Source organism: Rhodonellum sp., from assembly GCF_030656585.1.
GTDB lineage: Bacteria > Bacteroidota > Bacteroidia > Cytophagales > Cyclobacteriaceae > Rhodonellum > Rhodonellum psychrophilum.
The window spans coordinates 42,049-67,974 of sequence record NZ_JAUSPP010000033.1 but is presented as its reverse complement, the minus strand read 5'-3'; the positions used below and the strand labels follow the sequence as shown (position 1 = coordinate 67,974).

23 protein-coding genes are annotated in these 25,926 nt (G+C 40.8%); 13 read left to right on the top strand and 10 right to left on the bottom strand.

Annotated features, from left to right (window positions below):
* Positions 1–11 precede the first annotated feature (11 nt).
* Positions 12–749 carry an electron transfer flavoprotein subunit beta/FixA family protein gene (locus Q7J63_RS10010; RefSeq protein WP_019598479.1) on the bottom strand — a complete coding sequence of 246 codons (738 nt, stop codon included), beginning with the start codon at positions 747–749 and terminating at the stop codon, positions 12–14.
* 73 nt (positions 750–822) lie between these two features.
* Between Q7J63_RS10010 and Q7J63_RS10005 the strand changes: the two genes are divergently transcribed.
* Positions 823–1,152 (top strand): hypothetical protein, encoded by a 330-nt coding sequence (locus Q7J63_RS10005; protein WP_019598480.1) that lies wholly within the window; start codon positions 823–825, stop codon positions 1,150–1,152.
* Positions 1,153–1,233: 81 nt separating this feature from the next.
* On the opposite strand, the gene Q7J63_RS10000 is transcribed toward Q7J63_RS10005, so the two are convergent.
* The 3 genes from Q7J63_RS10000 to dnaB all read right to left on the bottom strand — a co-directional run bounded on the left by Q7J63_RS10000 (position 1,234) and on the right by dnaB (position 5,811).
* Positions 1,234–2,247 carry a zinc-binding dehydrogenase gene (locus tag Q7J63_RS10000; RefSeq protein WP_304885821.1) on the bottom strand — a complete coding sequence of 338 codons (1,014 nt, stop codon included), beginning with the start codon at positions 2,245–2,247 and terminating at the stop codon, positions 1,234–1,236.
* A gap of 340 nt (positions 2,248–2,587) precedes the next feature.
* Entirely contained in the window at positions 2,588–3,784 is a 1,197-nt protein-coding gene (locus tag Q7J63_RS09995) for a PD-(D/E)XK nuclease family protein (protein WP_304885820.1), read from the bottom strand.
* A gap of 440 nt (positions 3,785–4,224) precedes the next feature.
* Positions 4,225–5,811: a replicative DNA helicase gene (gene dnaB, locus Q7J63_RS09990; protein ID WP_019598483.1), complete on the bottom strand. Its 1,587-nt coding sequence runs from the start codon at positions 5,809–5,811 to the stop codon at positions 4,225–4,227.
* Positions 5,812–6,205: 394 nt separating this feature from the next.
* Between dnaB and murC the strand changes: the two genes are divergently transcribed.
* Both murC and Q7J63_RS09980 read left to right on the top strand, forming a co-directional pair.
* On the top strand, positions 6,206–7,579 hold the full coding sequence (gene murC / locus Q7J63_RS09985; protein ID WP_304885817.1) for a UDP-N-acetylmuramate--L-alanine ligase: 1,374 nt from the start codon (positions 6,206–6,208) through the stop codon (positions 7,577–7,579).
* A gap of 1 nt (position 7,580) precedes the next feature.
* A complete protein-coding gene (locus Q7J63_RS09980; RefSeq protein WP_019598486.1) occupies positions 7,581–8,387 on the top strand; it encodes a 3'-5' exonuclease in 807 nt (268 codons plus the stop codon).
* Positions 8,388–8,422: 35 nt separating this feature from the next.
* Here Q7J63_RS09980 and Q7J63_RS09975 read toward each other — a convergent pair whose 3' ends face one another.
* On the bottom strand, positions 8,423–9,223 hold the full coding sequence (locus tag Q7J63_RS09975; RefSeq protein ID WP_019598487.1) for a M48 family metallopeptidase: 801 nt from the start codon (positions 9,221–9,223) through the stop codon (positions 8,423–8,425).
* A 107-nt stretch (positions 9,224–9,330) separates the two neighbouring features.
* On the opposite strand from Q7J63_RS09975, the gene Q7J63_RS09970 reads away from it, so the two are divergent.
* A complete protein-coding gene (locus tag Q7J63_RS09970; protein WP_304885814.1) occupies positions 9,331–9,807 on the top strand; it encodes a DUF4442 domain-containing protein in 477 nt (158 codons plus the stop codon).
* A 257-nt stretch (positions 9,808–10,064) separates the two neighbouring features.
* Here the strand turns inward: Q7J63_RS09970 and Q7J63_RS09965 are convergent, their stop codons facing one another.
* Positions 10,065–10,802 (bottom strand): hypothetical protein, encoded by a 738-nt coding sequence (locus Q7J63_RS09965; RefSeq protein WP_304885813.1) that lies wholly within the window; start codon positions 10,800–10,802, stop codon positions 10,065–10,067.
* 205 nt (positions 10,803–11,007) lie between these two features.
* Here Q7J63_RS09965 and Q7J63_RS09960 point away from each other — a divergent pair, with 205 nt between their 5' ends.
* Positions 11,008–11,883 carry a tRNA glutamyl-Q synthetase gene (locus tag Q7J63_RS09960; protein WP_019598490.1) on the top strand — a complete coding sequence of 292 codons (876 nt, stop codon included), beginning with the start codon at positions 11,008–11,010 and terminating at the stop codon, positions 11,881–11,883.
* 106 nt (positions 11,884–11,989) lie between these two features.
* Here the strand turns inward: Q7J63_RS09960 and Q7J63_RS09955 are convergent, their stop codons facing one another.
* The 3 genes from Q7J63_RS09955 to Q7J63_RS09945 all read right to left on the bottom strand — a co-directional run bounded on the left by Q7J63_RS09955 (position 11,990) and on the right by Q7J63_RS09945 (position 16,264).
* Positions 11,990–13,474 carry a S10 family peptidase gene (locus Q7J63_RS09955; RefSeq protein ID WP_304885810.1) on the bottom strand — a complete coding sequence of 495 codons (1,485 nt, stop codon included), beginning with the start codon at positions 13,472–13,474 and terminating at the stop codon, positions 11,990–11,992.
* A 213-nt stretch (positions 13,475–13,687) separates the two neighbouring features.
* Entirely contained in the window at positions 13,688–14,362 is a 675-nt protein-coding gene (locus tag Q7J63_RS09950) for a potassium channel family protein (RefSeq protein WP_019598492.1), read from the bottom strand.
* Between the two features lie 228 nt (positions 14,363–14,590).
* On the bottom strand, positions 14,591–16,264 hold the full coding sequence (locus tag Q7J63_RS09945) for a cation:proton antiporter (protein WP_304885807.1): 1,674 nt from the start codon (positions 16,262–16,264) through the stop codon (positions 14,591–14,593).
* A 555-nt stretch (positions 16,265–16,819) separates the two neighbouring features.
* On the opposite strand from Q7J63_RS09945, the gene Q7J63_RS09940 reads away from it, so the two are divergent.
* A complete protein-coding gene (locus Q7J63_RS09940) occupies positions 16,820–17,230 on the top strand; it encodes an OsmC family protein (RefSeq protein ID WP_019598496.1) in 411 nt (136 codons plus the stop codon).
* Between the two features lie 164 nt (positions 17,231–17,394).
* Here the strand turns inward: Q7J63_RS09940 and Q7J63_RS09935 are convergent, their stop codons facing one another.
* Positions 17,395–19,947 (bottom strand): phosphoenolpyruvate carboxylase, encoded by a 2,553-nt coding sequence (locus tag Q7J63_RS09935; protein WP_304885803.1) that lies wholly within the window; start codon positions 19,945–19,947, stop codon positions 17,395–17,397.
* A 246-nt stretch (positions 19,948–20,193) separates the two neighbouring features.
* On the opposite strand from Q7J63_RS09935, the gene Q7J63_RS09930 reads away from it, so the two are divergent.
* From Q7J63_RS09930 to mnhG, 7 genes are read left to right on the top strand one after another with little or no spacing between them, the layout of a single operon-like run.
* A complete protein-coding gene (locus Q7J63_RS09930) occupies positions 20,194–22,500 on the top strand; it encodes a putative monovalent cation/H+ antiporter subunit A (protein ID WP_304885801.1) in 2,307 nt (768 codons plus the stop codon).
* A 1-nt stretch (position 22,501) separates the two neighbouring features.
* On the top strand, positions 22,502–22,912 hold the full coding sequence (locus Q7J63_RS09925; RefSeq protein WP_019598499.1) for a Na+/H+ antiporter subunit B: 411 nt from the start codon (positions 22,502–22,504) through the stop codon (positions 22,910–22,912).
* 1 nt (position 22,913) lies between these two features.
* The gene (locus tag Q7J63_RS09920; protein ID WP_019598500.1) at positions 22,914–23,270 is read left to right on the top strand and encodes a Na+/H+ antiporter subunit C; all 357 of its coding nucleotides are present in this window, start codon (positions 22,914–22,916) and stop codon (positions 23,268–23,270) included.
* On the top strand, positions 23,263–24,786 hold the full coding sequence (locus Q7J63_RS09915) for a proton-conducting transporter membrane subunit (protein WP_019598501.1): 1,524 nt from the start codon (positions 23,263–23,265) through the stop codon (positions 24,784–24,786). Before Q7J63_RS09920 ends, Q7J63_RS09915 begins: the two co-directional genes overlap by 8 nt.
* The gene (locus Q7J63_RS09910; protein ID WP_304885797.1) at positions 24,783–25,262 is read left to right on the top strand and encodes a Na+/H+ antiporter subunit E; all 480 of its coding nucleotides are present in this window, start codon (positions 24,783–24,785) and stop codon (positions 25,260–25,262) included. Before Q7J63_RS09915 ends, Q7J63_RS09910 begins: the two co-directional genes overlap by 4 nt.
* Positions 25,259–25,534: a cation:proton antiporter gene (locus Q7J63_RS09905; RefSeq protein ID WP_019598503.1), complete on the top strand. Its 276-nt coding sequence runs from the start codon at positions 25,259–25,261 to the stop codon at positions 25,532–25,534. The genes Q7J63_RS09910 and Q7J63_RS09905 overlap by 4 nt, the downstream gene beginning before the upstream one ends.
* Positions 25,527–25,922 (top strand): monovalent cation/H(+) antiporter subunit G, encoded by a 396-nt coding sequence (gene mnhG, locus Q7J63_RS09900; protein ID WP_019598504.1) that lies wholly within the window; start codon positions 25,527–25,529, stop codon positions 25,920–25,922. The genes Q7J63_RS09905 and mnhG overlap by 8 nt, the downstream gene beginning before the upstream one ends.
* Positions 25,923–25,926 lie beyond the last annotated feature (4 nt).

Genomic DNA, 25,926 nt, shown 5'->3' with positions numbered 1-25,926 from the left:
TTCAAAATTAATTAAAGAACTTTTGCTTCATTTTTCAACAACCTCACCAATTCTTCGACATTGTCTTTATCCACAAGTTTGACACCCGCCTTGGCTGGAGGAAGTTCATAGGAAATCACGCGAGAGTTTCCTTCTTCCACTACAGGTTCCACTACTGAAAAAGGTTTGGTTCTTGCAGACATAATCCCACGCATGTTCGGTATCTTCCATTCAGCGATGGGTTCTTGGCAACCTGCAATTAGCGGCAATTTTGCTTCCACATATTCTTTTCCGCCTTCGATTTCCCTTGACATTTTCACTGTATCACCCTCTACTTCCAGTTTCATCACCGGAGAAATAGAAGGCATTCCCAACAGTTCACCAACCATCCCATGAACCATTCCTCCATTAAAATCGATGGATTCTCTTCCCATCAAGATCAACTCATAGCCATTGCTTTTGGCAATATGGGCGATTTGATTGGCGACAAAAAGTGAGTCTTTCGGGAAAGCGTTGACCCTGATGGCATCATCCGCACCGATGGCCAATGCTTTTCTCAAGGTAGGGTCCGAATCAGATTCCCCAACATTCATAACCGTAAGACTTGCACCCAACTGCTCCTTCAACTCCACCGCTCTTGCCAGAGCATAGTCATCATAAGGTCCAATAATAAACTGAACGCCGTTTTTGTCAAATTGGGTATTGTTCTCAGTAAACTGAATTTTGGATGTAGTATCCGGCACGTGTGTGATACAGACAAGAATTTTCATTACGTATATTTAGGTTATTTATTTATAATTTTGTGTGAATTTAGCAATTAAGGCTTTAATTAAAAAAAAATTCATGAGCAATTTGTCCCGCATAGAAATCCTGAAAGAATATGCAGACCAAGAACCCGAAAATCCCTTTAATTGGTACGCTTTGGCCTTGGAATACCAAAATTTTGACTTGGAAAAAACAAGCTATTGTTTCAATAAACTCCTGAAAGAACATAAAGGTTATCTTCCCACCTATTATCATGCAGCCCTCTTTTTCTCGGAGAGAAACCAAATTGACTTTGCAAAAACCATTTTTGAAACCGGGATTGACTTGGCAAAAGACCAAAACAATGAAAAGGCTTTGAGGGAATTGCAAAATAGCTTCCAGAATTTCATTTTTGAAAATGATCTTTGATTTTCAAACATTAAGGAATAATATCAAAGCTTTCTTTTAAATTTTAGATGGGATTAAATCAGAAAATCCCTCCACATAATTCTATTCCTTAGCCGAAGCAATTTTCACCACTATTTTCCCCAATTGCAAACCCGCTTTCATCTTATCAAAGGCCAAAACAGCATCCTCTAGTGGGAATATTTGATCCACAATCGGAATTATTTTGGATGCATTCACCAATGCAAGCATGTTGGCAAAATCCTGGTCACTTCCCATCGTAGTCCCAATGATTTGGATTTGATTCCAAAAGACCTTTCTCGCATCCAAAACTCCCGGATTTCCTTTGGTCGCGCCATAGAGCACAATTTTCCCTCCCGGACGTGCGGCTTTTATCAATTGTGACAATGTATTGCCCATCGCACTGTCGATAATCAAATCAAATCCTCCCGTCAGCGTAAGGGCTTCTTCTGTCCAATTTTCATCCTTGTAATCGAACCCAGCAGTAACGCCCATCCCAATTGCTTTGTCAATCTTGGCCTCACTGCTGCTGCTCACATACACTTCAGCACCTAGCGCCAGAGCAAATTGAACGGCAAACTGGGCCACTCCTCCTCCAAATCCTGTCACCAGAACTTTTTCCCCTGCAGCGACTTTCCCTTGATACACAACAGCCCTGTAAGCGGTCACTCCTCCCAAGGGCAACGCTGCGGCTTCTTCCCAACTCAAATGCTCCGGTTTTGGATGAATACGGTCCGAGGGAACTTGCACGAATTCGGCCAAGGTCCCATGATCCGGCATGCCGATGATTTTAAATTCTTTGGATTGGGCTTTTTGGTTGTCTCCCCAATGAAGTGCGGGGTTGATAATGACCTCCTTCCCCAGTAAATTGGAATCCACATTCGCGCCGATTGCATCCACCACTCCTGCACCGTCCGAACCCAGTATCACCCCATCTTTCAGACCAGGATAAAGCCCCTGCCTGCACCATTCATCACGATGGTTTAGGGCCGCGGCGACAAGCCTGACCCTCACTTCGTTTTCCCCAATTCCGGGCAATTGGATTTCGGATAACTGAATTTTTTCTGGTAAAGAGCTATTGTAGAATATTGCTTTCATGGATTTAAGTGGATAATTTATAGACAAATAGATAGTAAATTATTTACTTTGACTTCAATTATTTTGATGGTATGAGATCTTAAAACTCAAACAAGATGTTATCTTGGTATTCTATAATTTTAAATTAAAATATTAAAATACAAAATCAAATTCATTTATCAGAAATAGGAAGGCGAAAAATTATAAAAATTAACATATTGAATTATAAAATTCAAAAATCAAAAATCATCTCCTTTTGTTATTCATAAAACACTATAAAATTAATCCATAGCTAATATATATAAATTAAAATATTTAGCCAAAATAACTCATTTCATTATATTAATAATTAGCAAGTAATTCATTTGAACTTATCGATTAAAATTTTACAATTATCTATAAATTTCTTCATTTCTACCCAATTGTCTGATATAAACTTTTTCCTATATTCAAAGTTACTTAATCGTAAGGTTTCCTCTCCACTAAATATTTCAAAATTAATGTTAGGATAAATGTTTTTTCTTCCTAGCCAAAAACTATTTTTTAAATGTTCCGAAAATTCCTCTATATCTTTTGCCATTACGTTGAATTTTTCATCTAAGCAATTTTTCCTTATTCCATTTTCATCAATAACAACAAGTCCATAATATAAGTCTCCTAGACCCCTTTCTATATAAATACAAAAAATTTCATTTTCAACTCGATCTATTTCGAACATTATTCCGTACCATGCATTCCTATTTCTGGATCCATGAATTACACTGTTTAATTTATTCTCGGAATATTGAAAATATTTTAAAACTGCAAATTCATTTGATATTACAGAAGAAAAATCTTGCCAAAAATCCCATTCCGTAAACCACTTGATATGTAGCCAGTTGCTAGCAATTTTATGACCTATGAGAATATTATCATTTTCACTCATTAATTTAAAAATTTCTTTTTTTTCATCTGCTAACATAGCTGTTCCGGTTAAATCTGATATTAAGTTTTGATATTGCGCAAGAGTTTCTCTTAAATTTGGATATAAAGGTGTTAATTTGATACTTTCTTCAATCCATGATTTTATATGGAATACATATGAACCTAGTATTAAATTTTTTTCAATATTTTTTAATTCACCAACACTATGATCAGAAGGTTCCCTTCCATTTAAAGTTAGGTAAATAATTGTAATTTTTTTCACTCCTTCGCTTAAAAGCTTATTGTTATATCTTTCAATTTGGTTATACTGATCACCTGCATTAATTTTATTTTCTATTATAATAGCAGAGCTTTTATTTCTTATTAAGATATCAATACTTTTATATTCTCTTAAAACCTTCACATCTTCTAATTCAAAATCATTTATTTCAAAAATTTCGAGGAATTTTGAAATAAATATATTTTTTTGATTGTGTGTTCCTAATGGATTCAAAAGAGAAAAAATAAATTTTGAGTGGAGTTTGACTTCATCACTTGCTGACAAAAGAACTTTAAAAATATTAAATGTATTTTTTTCTTTCAATTTCAAATACTTAAACTCTATAATCTTAACTTTTTCTAGCAATAACCTCATTTAAATAATTTGATTATATTTGAAATTTATTAAAATATCAATATGCCCTCCGAAATAGCAAAATCTTCCTTCCTCAATCTTTAAAGCTCATAAAGGACTTGATCAATTCGATTTTTTAATTTGTGGATTCTGTTTGAATTCTTCCACTAAGAAAAACAAAAGTTAGAGAAACTAATCCTCAACAACCGAAAACATTCTCCTAAAAAAACATTTTAAATTTTGAAATCACATAATCTTTTCAAAATCAGAGCTATTCACATTTGAAAAAATAAGGAATAAGTAAAAAAAAATATTAAGAATTAAGTTCTAATAAGACTTTATAACTGGTCTTATAGACAAAAAATTGCGAGAATTTTATTCTTTTGAATTTTAGAACCAATTCAAAAAAGCAATCGATTTCGGAAGCCCATCATCTACCAAGGATAAAAATTATCTAATTCTTAAAATGGCGCAGGTTCATTGCTGCCGAATCCTCCGGAAAATGGATCTTCGTTTCCTCCGCCATTGGCTTTGCTGCCCAGACGGATGGTGTTGCTGGTATCAAAGCTTTGACCGCCCGCTGCACTTGGGAATTTACTACCATAGAGTGCATCTTCGGCTTTATAAGGAACGTTCAATTCCAAATCGGTGAATTTAGTGTACTTGCCGATGAAGCGCAACTTCACGTTTTGAAGGGAACCGTTTCTGTGCTTGGCGATGATGACTTCCCCCACGCCTGCGGTTGAATGTCCATCTTCATCTTCGGTAATACCGTAATATTCAGGCCTGTAAAGGAACATAACGATATCCGCATCCTGCTCGATGGCTCCTGATTCCCTCAAATCCGATAGCTGTGGACGCTTGTCTCCTCCCCTGGTCTCTACAGCCCTTGAAAGCTGGGAAAGGGCAATGACAGGCACACTGAGTTCTTTTGCGATTTTCTTCAAAGCCCTTGAAATACTGGCAATCTCCTGCTCACGGTTTCCACCTCCGCCGGATTTGCTATCTCCTGACATCAACTGAAGATAATCAATCACGATCATCTGAATATCATGTTGCGCTTTGAGCTTCCTGCATTTCGCCCTTAATTCCAAGATAGTCAAAGCAGGTGTATCATCCACAAAAAGCGGGGCTTTGGAAAGTTTTGCGGTTTTGTGAACCAGCTGCTCCCATTCATAATCCGCCAAATTTCCCTTTTTGATTTTTTCCGAGTCCAATTCTGCCTCCGAGGAGATGAGTCGGTTGACAAGTTGAACTGAAGCCATCTCCAGGGAGAAAATCGCAACGGGCCTGTTGTGGTCCACTGCGGCATTCCGCAATACCGAAAGGACAAATGCAGTCTTTCCCATCGCAGGACGGGCGGCGATGATGACCAAATCCGATTTTTGCCAGCCTGAAGTCACCCGGTCCAAAGCAGTAAAACCACTTGGCACACCGGTAAGCCCATCCTTTTGGCCTTTTTTGGCTTCAAGTTCCTGAATGGCTTCCTTCATGATGGATTTCAAATCGGAATAATTTTTTCTGATGTTCTTTTCCGAAATTTCAAAAAGTGACTGTTCCATTTTGTCCAAGAGCTCAAATACATCTGTGGTATCTTCAAAAGCTTCTTTTTGGACTTCGCCGGAGATGCGGATCATCTCCCTTTTCATGGCCTGCTCGGTGATGATCCTCGCATGGAATTCAATATTGGCAGCAGAGGAGACCTTTGAAGTCAGCTCGGTGATAAAAAATGCACCACCTGCGATTTCAAGTTTTCCATTTTTCCTTAACTGGTTTGTCACTGTCAACAAATCAATGGGTTGACTTTCTGAAAACAAATCCAAGATCGCAGAATAGATGGCTTTGTGCGCTTCCTTGTAGAAACTCTCGGGCTGGAGCATATCCACTACAGCCGTCAAAGCTTCTTTTTCAAGCATCAACGCACCCAAAACAGCTTCTTCCAGTTCAATCGCCTGGGGAGGCAATTTCCCAAGACCGATTTGATTGGATGAATCGGGCTTTCGACGACCTGTGAGCCTGTCTTTTCCTGCTGGTTTATTTTCTGACATGGGACAAATGTAAGAGGTTTGGGCCAAAGGTTTTAAACAATTTATGCACGAGTTATCAACAAATTCGCTAACATCTAATCAATCAATCTCCTATCTTCCACCCGTCGGATTTTTAGGGATATTGTTTTGGAACATTCTTCCTCGTTTCTGTCCCATTGCAGTTTTTATATAAAAATAAAAAAAACAATTGGGCATGAAATCCAGCGGATACTTTCCAAAAAGGACATGATAAACCTTACCTTTGACCAATTGGAGGAAATTAAATTTTCAAAGGAAAAATCAGCCCCATTTTCCAAGGTCTTGAAAAACATGAAATTGACTTTCCTTCCCTCAAGATCCTTATCTTTAACGATGGAATTATAATAATATTCAACATTTGAATCACCCTCAAAAAATGTCTAAAAAGTATCATTTTATAGCAATTGGTGGTGCAGTAATGCACAATTTGGCCCTTTCCATGGCCGAAAAAGGATTTACCGTCACCGGATCGGATGATGAAATCTATGAACCTTCCCGAACCCGACTTGAGAAAGCTGGGATATTGCCGGAAGCAAAAGGATGGTTTCCAGAAAAAATCTCACCGGACCTCGACGCCATCATTCTCGGCATGCATGCCAGACAGGACAATCCCGAATTGATCAAAGCGCAGGAATTGGGTGTTCCCGTTTATTCCTTTCCTGAATTTATCTACGAACAGAGCCAAGAGAAAATCAGGGTCGTCATCTCGGGAAGTCATGGCAAAACCAGCATCACTTCCATGGTGCTCCATGTTTTGAATGCACAGGACTTGGATTTTGATTATTTGGTCGGTGCCCAAATCGAAGGTTTTGACCTTATGGTCCGTTTGTCCACAGATGCGCCGATGATCATCATCGAAGGGGATGAGTATCTTACGTCTCCCTTGGACAGAAGACCGAAATTTTTCCATTACCAACATGATATCCTCTTGATGAGTGGTATCGCTTGGGACCATTTCAATGTTTTCCCAACCTTTGAAAACTACTGCGAACAATTCGAAAAACTGGTGGACATGACTCCGCCCGCAGGTACTTTTATCTATTGCCAAGAAGACTCCATCGTCAAGCAATTGGGCGAGAACTGCAAAATCAGCAATGTAAATCTGGTGCCTTACAAAGCACATCCTTATACCATCCGTGACGGTAAAACCTACCTGATAACCCCCGAAAACGAGATTGAAATCCCAATCTTTGGCGAGCACAATCTCCAAAACCTTCAAGGTGCATTGGAAATCTGCGGAAGTCTTGGCTTAAGTGATGCTCAGTTCTATGCATCCATTACTTCATTCAAGGGCGCTGCAAAAAGACAGGAAACAATGGCAAGCTCTGAAACCAGTGTTTTGTACAGGGATTTTGCACATGCCCCATCAAAATTAAAAGCAACTGTGAATGCAGTGAAGAACCAGTTTCCAGACCGGAAATTGGTGGCTGTTCAGGAACTTCACACTTACAGCTCCCTCAACAAGGATTTTATCTCCAATTACGCACACACCTTTGATGCAGCAGATGAGGCGATTGTCTATTTAAACCCAAAAGCCGTATCTTTGAAAAAATTGGAGCTGATGGATGCCCAAACCCTTCGCGAAGGATTCCAAAAGGAAGATTTGCTGGTATTCACAGACATCAATTTGTTGAAGACCCATTTGGAAGCCAAGGAATACGCGCAAACCAATTTGCTGCTGATGAGTTCGGGCAACTATGACGATATGGACTTGAGTATTTTAAAACAGAAAATCAATCAAAAAATATAAGATGAATTTAAATTTAAAAACCCCAATTGCTTTTTTTGATCTTGAAGCGACAGGTATCAATATCTCCACGGACAGGATCGTAGAGATCTCTGTCGTCAAAGTACATCCCGGAGGAAAGGAAGAAATCAAAACGATGAAAATCAACCCTACCATTCCCATTCCAAAGGAAACTTCTTTGATCCATGGCATTTATGACGAGGACGTAAAAGATGCCCCGACATTCAAAGATGTGTCGCGTGAACTTCACCAGTTCTTTGCCGGAGCAGATTTGGCGGGTTTCAATGTGCTGAAATATGATATCCCCCTTTTGGTTGAGGAATTTTTGCGGGCAGGCATTGACTTTGACATCGAAAAAAGAAACCTTCTCGATGCACAGAAAATATTCCACATGATGGAAAAAAGGAACTTGGCCGCAGCTTATAAATTCTATTGCGGAGAAGACTTAAAGAATGCACACAGTGCGGAAGCAGATACTTTGGCCACTTATGAGGTATTCAAGGCGCAGATAGACCGTTATCAGGGAGTTGCAGCTGAAGATCTTTTGGGCAACCCACTGGGCACTTTGGAAAATGATATGAAAAAGATCCACACCCTTTTGAATGAGAAGATGGTGGATTTGGCCGGTAGGTTTATTTTCAATTCCGAAGGCGAAGAATGTTTTAACTTCGGAAAGCACAAAGGAAAAACCATTGTGCAGGTCTTGAAGGAAGAACCTTCTTATTACGATTGGATGATGAAGGGTGATTTTCCTTTGGATACCAAAAGGAAGTTTACCCAGGTAAAATTGAAAAGTTTCAACCAAAAATAAAAAAAGAAGCCTGGCGATAACCAGGCTTCTTTTTTTTATTTGTTTTTTTCATAATACACCATGGCCTCCGCCATTTGCTTGTTCAGCTGATCCTTTCTCTTACTCGGACCAGGGTGGGTAGAAAGAAATTCCGGGGGTCTTGCTCCATCTGATCCGGCTTCCATCCTTTCCCAAAATTTTGGAGCTTCTCTAGGATCATAACCGGCTATTGCCATGAAATTCAATCCAAGCTGATCTGCTTCCAATTCATGCTTTCTTGAATAACTCAACATCCCCAACTGTCCACCATATCCGACGGCCTGTAGAAATATACTTTGGGTCAAGGTTGGATTTTGTCCCATCGCTACCTGGGCACCTCCCAAAAGACCATTCAACAACAATCCATTGGACATCCTTTCTCTTGCATGACTTGCGATTGCATGGGCGACTTCATGTCCCATTACCACGGCAATTCCAGTCTCGTCCCTGCATATCGGTATAATGCCTGTGTAAAAGGCAACTTTTCCGCCTGGCATGCACCATGCATTTACCTGATCACTTTCTATCAGGTTAAATTCCCAATCGAATCCAACCAGAACATCTGCGTATCCTTTTTCTCTCAGATATTTGTCCACGGCTACGGCGATTCTTTTTCCAACCTTGACCACTTTCTGGCCATCTGCGGATTTGGTTACCAGCTTACTTTCCTTCAGAACCTGGTCATATTGATCATAAGCCATTGGCAGAATCTCGGCATTACTCACCAAACTAAGTTGGTTTCTACCACTCAAGGGAACCTTTGCGCAAGAGTACATCAGTAGTCCCGACAAAAACAAAAAGGAAATTTTCTTAATCATAAAATTTTGATTTATTTGTGCAATACTCCAAAAAAGATGCCACTAAAATCGAGTGTCTTCATTTTTTGCCTAATTTAAAACTTTATTACATTCTTCAATCCTACACAATGACACCAGAAGCAAAAAGCTATCAAAATAAAATGAAAAACGGATTCATCTTTTGGTGGGCCATGCTATTCAAACTCCCCTCGGCCGTTTTTTGGAAATTGAAAATCAAGGAGTTGACTGAAGAGGTTTGCCAAGTCACAATCCCCTATTTTTGGCGGACGCAAAACCCCTTCAAATCCACCTATTTTGCGGCTTTGGCAGGCGCAGCTGAATTGAGCACGGGAGCACTTTGCCAATTGAGCATGGCCGGTAAAGGAAAATACAGCATGTTGGTGGTGGATTTCCGGGCGGAATACCATAAAAAAGCCAATCAAACAATCACATTTACCTGCAACCAAGGCAAGGAACTCGACGACTTGATCAACAAGCTCCTGCCTGGCGAAAGCAATACCTTGGTGATGGTTTCTACAGGAACCAATCCAACGGGTGACATTGTGGCCAAATTTTATGTCACATGGTCCTTTAAGAGGAAATAAGAGGTTTGGAAGTTGGAAGACGGAAGATGAAGATGCCTGAAATCCACTGACCATTTTTAGTCCGTTTACTCAAGGTTTTGCGTTGCTATGTTTCGGAGGTATGCTGGAAAATCTTGGTCGCTGCTGAATTCAGGTAATTTGAAAAATTTAATCCTAAGGTGTTTTTTTTAATATACTCCTGAACCTCCCATCAATTTTATTTTCAGGCCATTATTCCCTATAATGCCCCAAGTTGCTATTGCAAAACATTCTATCGCTCAATATTTTTTCCTGTAAGCATGGATTTGGAAGAACTCCAACAACAATTTTTCCACCTGAACCCGATTCATATCCAAAAATTGATGATACTGGTTTTCGAGGTTGAAGGCCACAATGAGACTGTCCAATTCCCGATCTCCCAACAAAAAGGTTTCCTTCAATGCAGTCATCACCGAATCCGATTGGATGACTTCCAAATAATCTTTTTTTCGGGACAGGATATCAAGCTTTTTGGCATATTCCCTTTTATGTCTTTCGCTTTTCATAAAATAGGAAAATGGCCCATCGAGGGTAAGCCCTGGCTGTAAGGAGGGATTATTTGCGAGGCCAGTATAGATTTTGCCTGGACCAGTGGGTCTGTTTCCGAGGGATTTCATTCCGGATACATTTCCCACCTGGAAGGGAATTCTAAATTCATTGGCATAGACATCAAATGTGGGAAGCAAGCGGGCATTGAAATAGATCTGGGTAACAAAATGGGTTTGTTCTCCCACTAAGATCGTATTGGGTATATAGTTATCCTTGGAAAAATGTAAGGAGTCCCCGGAAACACCACTGACCCTGAAATACCCCCTTTCATTGGTGATCGTGCTGTCGTTGTTGGAAAGGTTCACCACCAAGACTTTGTCAATATAAGCCTTGTCCAAGGCATCGATGACATTGCCCGTCAATTTTTGGGAAAGCGCAGGCACGTGGCTGGCGCTAAAAAACAAGAGGAGAAGACAGAACCTGATCACAAAACAAAATTACCAAACCAGATGATTGCATGAAATTATATTCCGTTAAAAAACACTAAATAAAACCGATTGATCCCATTGGAAGTATTTTTAAACGGCTTAGACATTTTTTGAAATTACTTGATTTTGATAGGATTATTCCGGACCGATGGCCGAAAAAAAATTTTTATGCTTAACTTCGGGTCTTTTAAAATAAAAAATACAAATGCCATCATTTAAACTTACTCGTTTTGCCCCTACCCCAAGCGGTTTCCTTCATCTAGGAAACGTTTATTCCTTCATCATCACAGCTTCGCTAGCGCAAAAAAACAATGCGAAAATCCTGCTCAGGATTGATGACCTTGATCAGGAAAGGGTGAAAAAAAAATACGTTCAGGATATTTTTGACACGCTGGATTTTATGGAAATCCCCTATCACTCCGGACCAAAGGACATGGTGGATTTCGAGAAAAACTTTTCCCAAAGTCTGAGAATGCCGCTTTATTCACAAGCATTGGAAGATTTGAAGAAAAAAGGTTCCTTGTTTGCCTGTGATTGCAGCAGAAACAAGATTGAAAAAATGGACCCAAAGGGGTATTACACAGGTTTTTGCAGAACAAGAAAATTAGCTTTTGACCTGCCTGACGTAACTTGGAGAATAAAGGCACCATTGCATCAAGAGGTGAAAATAAAAACCATTACCGAAGGGAAAATCACCAGGAAAATCCCGGGGATCTTGGCCGATTTCATGGTCAAAAAAAGAGATGGATTGCCATCCTATCAAATCACATCCGTTGTGGATGATATCCATTATGGCGTTGATCTTGTCGTAAGAGGAAAAGATCTTCTCGGTTCTTCCCTAGCACAGATCTATCTGTCAGGTTTTCTGCCCAAAAATGAATTTGCCCAGAACACTTTCCACCACCACAATATCCTGACGGGGGCCAATAACCAAAAGCTCTCCAAATCTGCAGGAGATACCTCCATTCAATTTCTTAGAAAATCCGGAAAAACGCCAGCTGAAATCTACCAGATGATTGGCGAATGGATGGGATCAAAAGAGAAATTCAGCAGTTTGGAGGATTTTAAGGAAATTCTCTAAGAAAGGAACTTGATTCTGATGTTTCAACAGAAAAAATTACCCATTAATTTTTTCTGATAAAAAAAAACCCCTTGCGCCCACATTGGTGAACGCAAGGGGTTTTTTGTTAATATTTGGCCGGAACGCCTTTTCCCGGCAATGTGCGTTGTATAAACTGCCGAATATCTTCGTTGGATGTAGCCAAGTCTTCGGCCCTCAGGTACATCATGTGTCCGCTTCGGTATCCTTTGATCGAAAACCTATCCTTCATTTTCCCGCTTGGATCCATCTGCCAAATACTGTATTTGGCATTGAAATAATCTGTACCCCCATCATAATATCCCGACTGAAGCATCACATGCAAATAAGGATTTTGCGCCATGGCCTGACGCAATTGCTCTCCCGTATTTTCATTGGACCTATCCCAAGGATGAACGGGACCGAAGAGATTGTAGGTCAAATCCGTGTTGTATTTCAACACATTCTTTGCATAATGGTTGAAAGCCGGAGCAAAAGCATGGTTCCATGAAGTCAATGCCGGATCATAATCATATCTTTCTCCCGCATCATTTTTGTCGATTCCCCTGTATCGGCTATCCAATCTCCCAACGGTCAGTCCTTGTTCTCTCAAAAGTTCCTTCCAAAAAAAGCCGGTGGGTACGGCAAGGTTGTGTTGGAGAATCGATTTTTCGCTCAATCCCGAGTAAAGGGACATTTTCTTTGCCAAAGCCTCTTTCTTAGCAGGCTCTAAAAATCCTCCTTTTACCATGGCAGGAATCAATTCATTGATTGTAAATGCTTCCACTTCCGGAAGAATTTCGTCCAGATCCTTATTCTGCAAGGAAGGGTCAAGGGCTTTGTGGTACCATGCCGTGGCGGCATAATAAGGAAGATAATTGGCGGCTTCCACCGGACCTCTTCTTTCCAAGCCCATTGGTGTTGGAGAAACCAGAATTACCCCATTGAAATACATCCAATGTGCATTTTGCAATTGATGGACCAATCCGGCAACCCGCGTGGTCCCGTAACTTTCACCAATCAGGTATTTTGGAGATGCCCACCTATTTTGTCTTGTGACAAAGGTATTTACCCAATCAGCAAGATATTTGATATCCGCATTGATCCCAAAAAAAGTGGATCGAGGCGTATCCGTTTTAACAATCCTAGAGTAACCTGTATTGACGGGATCGATGTAGACGATATCGGCCACATCAAGGATACTGTGCGGGTTGGATTTCGTTCCGTAAGGTTGCACTGGATAACCTTCCTCGTCGATATTCAAAACAAATGGACCTGTATAGGCCAAGTGCATCCAAATCGAGGCGGACCCAGGACCGCCGTTAAAAGAGACTACCAATGGTCGGGTGGTCTTGTCCGAAATATCCGTACGCTCGTAATAGGTGAAAAACAGGGAAGCGATGGGTTCTCCCTCTTCGTCCCAAACTGGCATCGTACCGGCAGTGGCCTTGTACGGGACACGTTTTCCCTTGACGGTGACTTCGCCATTGGTGACCACGGCAGAATCAATTGTTATTTTCCGGGTTTCTTGGGCCCACGACAGAGAAACACCAATACTCAATGCCAATAGGACAAATAAAGATTTTTTCAGCATAGTTCATTTGATCAGTAGGTTTCAATTTAAGTCAAATTCCATACATCTTACTCCAAATTATATAAGTAAAATATACGTTGGATAAATGGTAAACAACACTTTAATCCTGCCGAAATGAAAATGTAAAGTTTATGATCGCTGTTGAACCCGAAATATGCAATAGGTTTCCAAATGGAATTGAAATTGAAAGAAAATACATATTTCAGGTTAAACTCAGTCCTTTCTTGAACCTGAAGAAACCAATTTTGCAATCACGACCGCAGGATAAAGAATGCCTGTTGCAGACAAAAAGACCGATAGCATTTTACTGGCAACATTCGCAGGAAAAATATCTCCAAAACCCACCGTGGTGATACAGACAAGGCTGTAATAAATGTAGTCGGAAAAATCTTGATCCCCACCCACCAATTTCACATCTCCAATAATGGATGCGCCGGTCTGAATATGGATGATTTCCAGGACAAAGGCACCAAAAAGTGCCAATAAAAGGTAGACATTCACTGCTCCAATGATTCGGTAGGTATTGATCTCATCGTTTCGAAACAATAGCTTGAAATTGATGAAAATAAAAACCATCAAATTGAGTAAGCCCACAACCTTTTCGACCATGTAATATTCAAAAGGAGTATCACTGAAACGAATCAATTTCAAAATGACATGAGCCAAAAAAAGTGTGGAAGTGATCACAATCATTGCGGGCTCTTTGGAGGAAAATATCCCAGCAAAAAACAAAGACACGAACATGATGTTGAGGAAAAGTGTACTTTCAGATTCTGTATCAATCATCACGGGAAGCACAAACACAGTAAACAACAACATGATCAACAAAGTCACAAAACTGGTATCCGAAACCCAGAATTCTTTGACGTTTTTTAAATAGATCTTCATAAAAATATTAAAAGCTAAGCAACTGGATTTTGAAGAACAGAATATCTGCTTCTACCCGTTAAATACAACATCAATTCTATTCGAGCCTAAAATTTTTTTAATAATCAGATAGTTATGAGCTATTTTTGATTTCACCATATCTGTAATATGCATCATTCTCTAAATTAGACTGATTCTTTTGTCAGTTGCAACCCAATTAGGAAGTCCAATTCATATTTCGGGCATAATCTATTTTTCCAATTTCAGGTCCTTAAATATAGAAGACAAAAATGAATTGAAGAAATTGCTTGCCGCCATTTCGTGGGGTTGCAAAATCTTTACATTATCAGCTACTTTTATAAAAAGTTTGTCTCGGTCATTCAAAGCGGTCAAAAAAACGTCGCCCTTAAATCCATTTTTTTCTAATTGTTTCAAAAAACCAAGCGAATGATCTGCTCCGGGGATGGTATTGATGATGCATTTTACTTTTTTGAGAGGCAAATGTTCCAACATTTCTGGATCTTCAAGGTCTCCGTAAAGAATTGGTTTCTTGGCCATTTGCCAAGCCTTGACCACTTGAGGATCGAAGTCAACTCCCAAATATTTGATCTGGGTGTGTTTGTCCAAGATCCGCACAATGTTTCCACCAAACCTGCCCAATCCGAATATGATCAGGTCAAAATTGTTTTTGGTTTCAAATTGAAACTCATCTTCCCGGTAAGGGTCCTTTTTCTCGAAGATGGACAAGAATGGGGATAAAAAACCATAAATGGAATGAGAGTAAAGGATCAAATAGGTAGACAATGCGATGGTGATCAAGCCTACCAAGGTGATCAAGCCTACTATTTCTTCCGTTAGGTGACCAATAGTCAGTCCCATCCCCGCAAAAATCAAGGAAAATTCACTGATTTGGGCCACCGTCAAACCAGCCAAAAAAGAAGTCCTTTTTCGATATCCCATCCTTCCCATGATGATGAGTACAATGATCGGATTGCCGATCAAAACAAAAAGTGAAAAGAGGATTGCCGCGGGAATTTGCGCCCCTATCACCGAAAGATTTAGCCCAAACCCAAGATTGACGAAAAAAAACAAAAGCAAAAAATCCCTTAAACTCACAAGCCTACTGCTGATCAATTCCTTGAAAGGTGAAGAGGCCAAACTCACACCCGCCAAAAAAGCACCCACTTCTCCGCTAAAACCGATCAATTCACTTATCGTAGCCAATGTTACTGCCCAAGCTACTGCAGAAAGTGTCAAGATTTCTATCGATTTGGCAAGAAAAAAACTTAATCTTGGGATCACCCACTTCATAAAAACCAAGGTCAAAGAGATCATGAAGAAAGTTGACAACAGGGTTTTTCCAATGTTCCACACCATGGAAGAGCCATCATACCTCCCCAATGTGGAGAGAACGATCATCACCATGATCACGACCAAATCTTGCACAATCAAAAAGCCAATGGCGATCTGCCCATGAAGAGAGTCAATTTCTTTTTTGTCGGAAAGCAATTTTACAATAATGATTGTACTGGAAAAAGTAAGGGCCACAGCAATGTAAAAACTATGGAGACTTGAAAAACCCAAGGATATCCCGATCAAGTAACCGATGGCGGAAGTAAAAAAAACCTGCCCAAGACCTGTAAACAAGGCGATTTTGCCTGTGGATTTAATCAGCCTTAAATCAAGTTTCAAACCCACTATAAACAAAAGCACAGCGATCCCAATTTTTGCCAATAGATAGATGTTTTCTTTGGATTTTACGATATCCAAGAAAGATGGTCCCACCACGATTCCCAATGCAATGAACATCACTATCAAAGGCTGTTTCAACAATTGGCCTACGGCACCAAAAAGCGCAGCCAGAAAAAGTATGGCAGTAAATTCGTAAAAAGAATTTTCTGAAAGAATGGCTATCCAATTCATCGATGAAAACTTAAATTCAAAAATCAATAAGCCTATTTTTTTGCACAATCGAAACAAAAAACTGAAGTTTCGGAAAAGGTCAATTTTTTACCCCAAACACCCCGATTCTGTTTTTGGTAAACCAATTGGTGGCAAATCGGGTCTATCCTTTAAAAAGAAATCAAAGTGCCATTGACATTGAATCCTATAAAGTCAATTTAAACCGTGTCATGCATTGCCTATTCAATTTCTACTCAAAATTGCTTAACAATCAGCCAGTCCTTTACAATTTTTGACGTCAACCTTTCGGTAGTATTCATTATTCTCCATATTGTCTGATTTTCCTGCAATTTCAACCACCATTAGGAAACCCAATGCCTATTTCGGGTAAAAAATTGCGGGAATACTTTGGGATATAATGATTTTCACCTTCAAAAAGGAGTGAAAACATGGCATGAAACAATATCAAAAATTGATATTGTTTCATGAAATTTACTGATTTTATATAATAATATTTATCTTGGTTTTTTCAAATCAATGTCAATATCAAGACAATTATCAAATAACGAATTTAATATGAGTAGAAAAGCAACAGCCATTTGGCAAGGAAGTGGAAAAGAAGGTAAAGGCCATCTGAGTACAGCAAGCACTGTTTTAGATAAAGCGCAATATTCTTTTAAATCCAGATTTGAAAATGGAGTGGGTACCAACCCGGAGGAGTTGATCGCAGCGGCACATGCAGGCTGTTTTTCCATGAAACTGAGTTTTAACCTTACCGAAGCAAATCATCCACCGACAGAATTGCAAACGGATTGCGAAATCACGTTTGAGGATGGAGCTGTCACTCAATCCAAGCTGATTCTAAAAGCGAAGGTAGAGGGCATTTCGGAAGAAAAATTTGCGGAATTGGCAAAAGATGCAGAACTAAACTGCCCAATTTCAAAATTATTGAACACCAAAATCGTGTTGGAATACACGCTGAACTAATTTAACCCGAAATATGCATTGGGTTTCAAACTTCTAGTCAATTCGCTGATTATTAATCAATTTTAGATTGGACCAGAGTTGGCATTGCAGAACACGGGAATAACATTCTGATTAAAACAAAAAAGCCCGGTATAAACCGGGCTTTTTTGTTTGTTTTGGGGCTATTACGCTGCGTTTCTCGCCGCATTGATAATCCCAAACATGGTGCGAAGGATCAGTTTTTGTAAAACAGGATCCTCTTTTCCCTCATCCAACATGCTTTGGATGGCATATTGCTGAATGGTGATCAGAGGCAAAACGATTTTTTCACGAATCGCAATTGATTCCCTGCTTACTGGATTGTCCTGAAGGAGCACATCCATTCCCGATACTTCCAAAAGCATTTGGATGGATTTTTTGTATTCCTTGTGCATGATCTGCCAAAGCGCCCCATAATTCGGATTGTCTTTCAGATAGGCTGTGGCCGGATAAAAGGACTTTGCCAAAGATTGCATGGAATTGCCAAGGAGAGACCTGAAAAACAGAGAATCCTGATACAATCTTTTCGTCTGGTCAAATTTACCCGCTTCCTTCAAGGCTTCCAAAGCAGTACCCACTCCAAAAAATCCCGGTATATTCTGTTTCATCTGTGCCCAAGATCCGACAAATGGAATTGCCCTCAGGTCCTCGAACTTCAAGCCCTCGTCTTTCCCTCTTTTCAAAGGTCTAGATCCTATATTCACCTGACCAAAATATTTTAAAGGCGTCACATGCTCAAGGTAAGGAATGAATTGCGGATGATTTTTAAAGCTTTTATAAGCCTGATAACTGACATCGGCCATTTGATCGATCAATGCCCTTTGGTCGGCCAATAGGTTTTTTTCTTGAGAAGGATAAAGATGATTTTCCAACCCAGCAGACAGCAATTGCTCAAGATTATAGGTACAGGAAACCTGCTTGCCGTAATTTGCGGAGATCGTCTGTCCCTGAATCGTTACCTGGATTTCCTCGTTTTCCACATGTTGGCCCAGAGATGCATAAAAATTATGCATATTCCCACCACCTCTAGCAGGAGGTCCTCCCCTTCCGTCAAAAAACACGACGCTTATCTCATACAACCTGGAGATTTTCGTAAGCTGTTCCTTGGCCATCAAAATGGACCAATTGGCCCGGATGTATCCACCGTCTTTTGTCCCGTCAGAAAAGCCCAACATGATGGTTTGTTTGGCTCCTCTTCTTTCCAAATGTTTTCTATACGCTTCATTTTGGTAAAGCTGCTCCATGATTTCAGGCGCCTTGGCAAGATCGTCAATCGTCTCAAATAGCGGAAGGATATCCAAAATCAGTTCTTCCTTGCCTATTCCCAAAGTGAGTTTTGCCAGATGAAAAACCTCAAGTACGTGAAAAGCGGACTGAGCATTGGAGATGATATATCTGTGCAAGCCCTCTACACCGTTATTTTCCTGCACATAGGCGATTGCATCAAAACTTTTTAGCATTTCCTGATGGAAGTTGTCTTGAATGGCGTCCAAATCGGGGAGTTTATCAAATGACAATACCTTTGTAATCTTTTCTTCTTCTGAAGAGCGGACAAAGGCTTCCTTGGCTTCATTTCCACCATCAATTTGGATTATCTCTTCCCAAAGCGCATCGTGCTTTCTGCTGTCTTGTCGGATATCCATATTGGCAAAATGAAAGCCGAATATTTTTACCTTAAGGATAAATTCGTCCAAGTGTTCCAAAAACAAACCATCGTGATGTTGAATAATCGCATCCCTTGCCTCCAAAAGTTCATCCAGCAAGACTTCCTTGTTGGGGTACACTTTACTGTTTTCAAATAAAGTGCTGTAAATGCCCTTTTCGACATTCAAAAGGATCGGCTCTACATTTTTAAACGTGAGTCTTCTTCTGACTTTTCTTACATCTCGGTAAAAACATTTCAAAATGGATTTTTGAAGGCGGTCAGCTACCTGCTCGGTGATATCATGCGTCACAAATGGGTTGCCATCGCGATCTCCTCCTGGCCAGAAACCAACCGAAAGCAATCCGGTATTTTCCCAAGTATGGACTGGGATATCCAGCATATTCAAAAGCCTGATCAGGATATCGGAAATACTGTGGTAAAACACATTCTCCAAAAACCATATTAAACTAATGGCTTCGCCGTAGGGCGTGGGTTTCTCCTTGTTGATAAATCCGGTTTTACCCAATTGCTGAAGAAGTAAATTGACATTTCCAAGATCATTGCCCCTGATGGCAGATTCTAGATCCGTGATAATGCCAAGAACATTTCCGGGATAGAACTGGGTGGGGTGCGCCGTGAGCGTCAGCCGAACTGAGAAAGTCCTTAGTTTCTCGATAAGCGCCTCTTTTTTCTTGTCATTGTCCACTCTAGCCAAAAGGGCCGTGATGGTTCCTTTCCCCTTGAGGTCATTCACTTTTTCGAAAGCGGCATCCTCAATGGAATCAAATAAAACTACCTGCCTTTCGACATATTGTACCATTTGAAAAAGTAATGTATGTCTTTCCTTTTCGCTGTGGTCCAACATCAATTCAGAAAAAAACTGCCCTATGATTTCTTTAGGGGTTTTCCCCTGAACGTAACCTTCGTGACATTTTGACGAAAGTATGGGCAATAGCGTACCAGTCCTATAGATATCATTGAAGGGCAGATCAAGAAAAAGACTGTTGTAGATGGTAAACCGCTTTGCTACCTCGGTTTGATAATTTTTTGACATTTTTGGTTTAATGGTTTGTGTGCCGTGAATTTAACGAAAAAATAGGTCGGGGGGTAAATTTTCCGGAATATTAATGACTTTAGATAAAACACCAATGATTTTGGGGGGTGTTTATCCAATTCATTTTCAAAGCATTAAACAATTCAAAAAAAATCCATCTTCGTCTATTTGAATTTTATGACTTACTGATTTGGCAATTTTTCGTACTTTAGACTTTTAAGTCGTAAAGGAATCACCCGAAAAGCTATGATTATTGCCATCTTATCCGGATTTATATTGGCTGCAATAGTGCCGTTTTTCAGTCCCTATTTAAAGAAAAACGCCTCTCTGATTTTCCCTTTGCTTCCTTTGTTGCTGTTCGGCTATTTTGCCAGCTTTTTCCCAAGGATCAAAAACGGGGATCCCGTCAGCATGTTTTATGATTGGGTACCAAGTTTTGGTGTAGACCTCTCCTTCCGATTGGACGGATTGTCTCTGCTTTTTGTGCTCATGATTACAGGAATAGGTGCCTTGGTGTTTTTCTACACCTTCAGTTACATGAAGGGACACGAATACATTGACCGCTTTTATGCTTTCCTTTGCATGTTTATGGCCTCCATGTTGGGCCTGGTTTTGTCTGACAACATCATTACCCTGTTTATTTTCTGGGAATTGACCAGTATCAGTTCCTTTTTCCTCATCGGCTTCAACAACGAAGAACCGGCTTCCAGAAAATCAGCATTGCTAGCACTGAGTATCACTGGATTGGGAGGTTTTTTCCTGTTGGCGGGGATGATTCTTTTGGGAACCGTCGGTGGGTCGTACTCCATCCAGGAACTACTTTCCTCTTCGGAAGCCATAAAAAGCAATTCCCTTTACGGGGGAATTATTTTCTTCCTATTTATAGGTGCATTCACCAAATCCGCACAATTTCCTTTTCATTTCTGGCTGCCCGGAGCCATGAAAGCACCAACACCGGTCAGTACTTATTTGCACTCCGCCACGATGGTAAAGGCAGGGATTTACCTTTTGGCGAGATTTTCTCCGGTTTTGGGAGACACCTTTTGGTGGAACAGCACATTGGTGACTGTTGGGGCGATCACCATGCTATATGCCGCAATCCACGCGCTCTTCCGCTTGGATCTTAAGGGGATTCTGGCATATTCCACCATATCCGCTTTGGGTATCTTAGTGTTTCTAATCGGCTTGGGAACCGACGAAGCGCTTCTTGCAGCAGGGGTCTTCATCTTGGTACACGCTCTTTACAAAGCAACACTGTTTTTGGTAGCTGGAATCATCGACCATGAAACAGGCACACGTGATGTCACGGTATTGTCTGGATTGGGGAAAGTGATGTTACCTGTTGCCCTTGCCGGAATCCTTGCTGCCTTGTCCAATGCTGGGGCTCCCCCCTTCTTCGGGTTCGTCGGGAAAGACCTAATTTATGAAGCCACCATGCAATATGGAGAATGGGCAGTGGTTTTGACAGGCGCTGCCATCGTGACCAATATCTGCCTGCTGTTCGCCGGAATATTGGCTGGTGTCAAACCGTTTATCGGAGCCTTGCCTGAAAAATTCGGAAAGGTTCACCTTCCTTCACCTTTGATGTGGGTTCCACCTCTGATCTTGGCCTCTTTAGGTCTTGTCTTCGGGTTGTTTCCTTCTCTTATAGAACAATCCCTCATCCAGCCTTTGTTCAGCAGTATTTCAAAAAGTGGAACCGAAATCCATCTCAAGCTTTGGCATGGCTTCAATTTGATTTTCGGATTGAGTATGACCACCTTAATATTGGGCACTCTCTTGTTTTGGAAATTGAAGCCCTCCAAAAACCTATTTCAAAAAGCCTTTCGCTTTGAATTCCTTTCACCCGAAAAACTTGTCGGACACTTCGCCAGAGGCTTTTCGGGATTTGCCCGTATTTGGACGGGATTTTTTCAAAATGGGTATTTGAGAAATTACGTGATTACCATTCTTGGCTTTTTGACGGTCCTCCTTGCCTATAGACTGTACAATGGGATTGGTTTTCAGATCAAGGCGGAGATGTTTGAAAACGTGACGCTGTATGAAATCATTGTATTGCTGATCATGGCGGTTTCGATCGTATTCACGGTATTCTCCACTTCCAGGTTGGTGGCGGTGGCTTCTTTGGGTGTCATCGGATATTCCATTTGCTTGATCTTCCTGTTTTACTCCGCACCGGATTTGGCAATGACGCAATTTTCCATTGATACATTGACGGTAATTTTGTTTGTTCTGGTCATTTACAACCTTCCCAAATACAATACCTTTTCCAGCACGCCGATCAGAATCCGGGATGGAATACTTTCTGTGTTTTTCGGATTGTTGATTGCCGTGTTGACCCTGGAAGTTTTGAATGAGCCATTGAACCGGGAGACTTCGGAATTTTATGCCCAGAATGCCTATACCCTTGCGAAAGGGAAGAATGTAGTCAATGTGATCTTGGTGGACTTTAGGGGTTTTGACACCTTGGGAGAAATCTCGGTGTTGGCCATTGCAGCATTGGGCGTATTCAGCTTGTTGAAATTGAGATTAAAAAGTATAGAAAAAGAATAATATGAAGACCCTTATTTTCAAAACAGCATCGTCCTACCTGCTGCCACTCTTGATCCTGTTCTCAATATTTATCCTGCTTAGGGGTCATTATTTGCCCGGAGGCGGATTTGTGGGGGGGTTGATAGCATCGATTGCCTTTGTGATCCACTCCTTTGCCAACGGGCTGGAAAAGACAAGGACAATTATCAAATTTCATCCTGGTTTTTTGATCCCCGTGGGCCTGCTCATTGCCATTATCAGTGGTGCTGCTCCCCTTTTTTTAGGACAAAATTTTATGACGGGTCTTTGGATGGACGACCCCATTCCGGTGATTGGCATGGTGGGAACGGCATTGTTTTTTGATACAGGGGTTTATATTGTAGTCATAGGAATTACACTTACCATCATTTTCACCATTTCAGAAACATTATAGGATGGAAATATTATTGATCATTATCATCGGTTTGTTATACGCCGCGGGCATTTACATGATGCTGCGCAGGAGTATGGTGAAACTCATCATTGGTCTGATCCTGTTGGGTAACGGTGCCAATATGCTTATCTTTTTATTGGGTAGAATCGTCAAAGGCAAACCGCCAATCATAGAAAGTACCGCTAAAATGTTTACTGAAATCTATGCGGATCCTATTCCCCAAGCTTTAATCCTTACGGCCATCGTTATCAGTTTTGGATTGCAGTCATTTGCGATCATACTCGTAAAGAGGGCCTACAAAGTGGCCAAGACAGATGATTTGGATGAATTGAATACAACAGACGAAATATATGAATAACCCATACATCGTATTGCCCATCATATTTCAGCTGTTCACAGCCATTTTGTTGATGTTTTTCTGGCTCAATGTCAATGCTCAGCGACTGATCAGTGGTATCTTCAGTCTTATTTCCTTGGGAATATCCATTTGGCTGTTTTCGGAAATCTGGCAGAATGGCATTCTTATTTCACAAGCAGGTGGATGGCAGGCGCCCTTTGGCATCACCTTCGTGGCGGATGTTTTCAGTGCCACCATGGTTTTGTTGACTTCCATTGCTGGATTCGCCGTGGCAATTTTCTCAGCGGGAAGTATTCGAAATGCCAGGTTGAAATTCGGCTATTTCCCCATCCTTCATTTTCTTTTGATGGGCTTGAATGGTGCATTTCTGACAGGAGATATTTTCAATCTCTACGTATGGTTCGAAATCATCATTATCGCCTCGTTTGTGTTGATCACGCTTGGGGGAGAAAAATCCCAGATTGAGGGTGCCATCAAATATGTAACCTTGAATCTTTTGGCTTCTGCCATCTTCCTTACAGCGATCGCTATCTTGTATGGGCTCGTCGGTAGTTTGAACATGGCAGATCTTTCCATCCAAATCGCTGAAGTTGAAAACAGGGGCTTGGTCAACGTCACTGCCATTCTCTTCCTGATTGGATTTGGGATCAAGTCCGCCATTTTCCCCTTGTATTTTTGGCTTCCCGCTTCTTACCATACGCCCCCTCCTGCCATTTCCGCTATTTTTGCCGGATTGCTCACCAAAGTTGGCGTGTATGCTCTGCTTCGCATATTCACCCTGATATTCATCCCCGATGAATTTTTGAGCAATCTGCTGATTGGATTGGCGGCCTTGACGATTCTATCGGGTGGCTTGGGTGCTTTGCTTCAGGTAAACATGCGGAAAATGTTCAGTTACCTAATCATTTGCCATATTGGATTTTTGATTGCAGGATTGGGCATGTATACGGAATTGGCCTTGGTCGGCGCGCTTTTCTACCTCATTCATGACATCATCGTCAAGACCAACCTGTTTCTGGTCGCGGGATTGATTTTCAAATTGAAAGGAACTTTGAATATTGAGAAATTGGGAGGCTTCTACCGACAATTCCCTAAATTCTCCCTATTGATGGCCATTCCACTTTTTTCTTTGGTCGGCATACCACCGCTCTCTGGTTTTTGGGCAAAATTATACCTTATCCAAGCCGGCTATTTGAGTGGACAGTATGTACTGATAGGTTTCATCTTGTTAGGAAGTTTCATCACCCTTTGGGTCATTGCCAAATTATGGGCGGAGGTATTCTGGAAACCCGACGTGAGCATTCCAAAGAAAATCGGGGTGAAGTACTTTTATGAAATAAAACCTCTAAAAAGATGGGCCATGGTCCTTCCTGTTATCCTACTTGGCATTACTTCTTTGTATATTGGATTCTTTGCAGAACACATCATCGTTTTATCAAAGCACATTTCAGCAGACCTGATGAATCCTCAAAATTATATCGATGCAGTTTTGGGAGCTAAACCCCTCACACCATGATCAAAACCAGGTTTTTGAGCAATCTTCTGCTCTCCTTTATTTGGGTCGCCATTACTGGTACCTTTTCGGCAGAAAATTTCATCTTTGGATTTATGCTGAGCTTTATCCTGCTTTGGATCATCAGCGTCAACAGAAGTGAAAACAAATACTTCACCAGGGGACCGAAAATCATTTATTTTATTTTCTTCTTTCTGTACGAACTCGTCAAAGCCAATATCGAAGTGGCATATGATGTGATCACCCCGAAGCATTACATGAAGCCAGGGATCGTAAAAATACCGCTGACAGCCAAGACGGATTTGGAAATCACCTTGCTGGCCAATCTGATTTCCCTTACGCCTGGAACGCTCAGCTTGGATGTGTCTGACGACAGAAAGGTGCTTTATGTTCACGCGATGTATGTACAGGATAGGGAACAATTTATACTGGGAATAAAAAACGGCTTCGAAAAGAAGCTCTTAGAGATCATAAGATGAATTTATACGACTATCTTTATTACATCATTTTACCGATACTCAGTATTTCCGTATTGATTATCTTCATCAGGTTCCTGATCGGACCAACGCTTTCTGATCGGGTGATTTCCTTGGATTTATTGCTGACCACCGGCATTGGGATCATTGCAGTGTACAGTATCCATACCAATCAGCCTACTTTCTTGGACATTGCCATGATTTTGGCCTTGATCGCTTTTTTGAGTACGGTCGCTTTTGCTTATTATCTAGAAAAAAGAGAAAGAAATGACTGAAATAACCATCTTTATCCTGAGTTCTTTGGGAACATTATTCATCCTGTTGGCAGCCATCGGGGTGGTCAAAATGCCTGACCTTTATCTGAGGATATCCGTCACCACCAAGGCCGCAACCCTGGGTATCGGCCTGATTCTGGTAGCCGCAGCATTTTATTTCAACGACAGCTCCATTACCGCCAGGGTGCTGGCCATTATCCTTTTCATGCTGCTTACTGCACCAGTCGGGGCACACATGATTGGAAGGGCATCCTATTTCACAGGGGTGAAAATGTGGAAAAAATCCATCCTGGATGATCTTGAGGGTCAATATGATCCAAAAACCCACAAATTAAGCAGTGAAGACCAAAAGAGTCTTAAAAAGGATTCCCACAACCCAGAAGAATAAGACC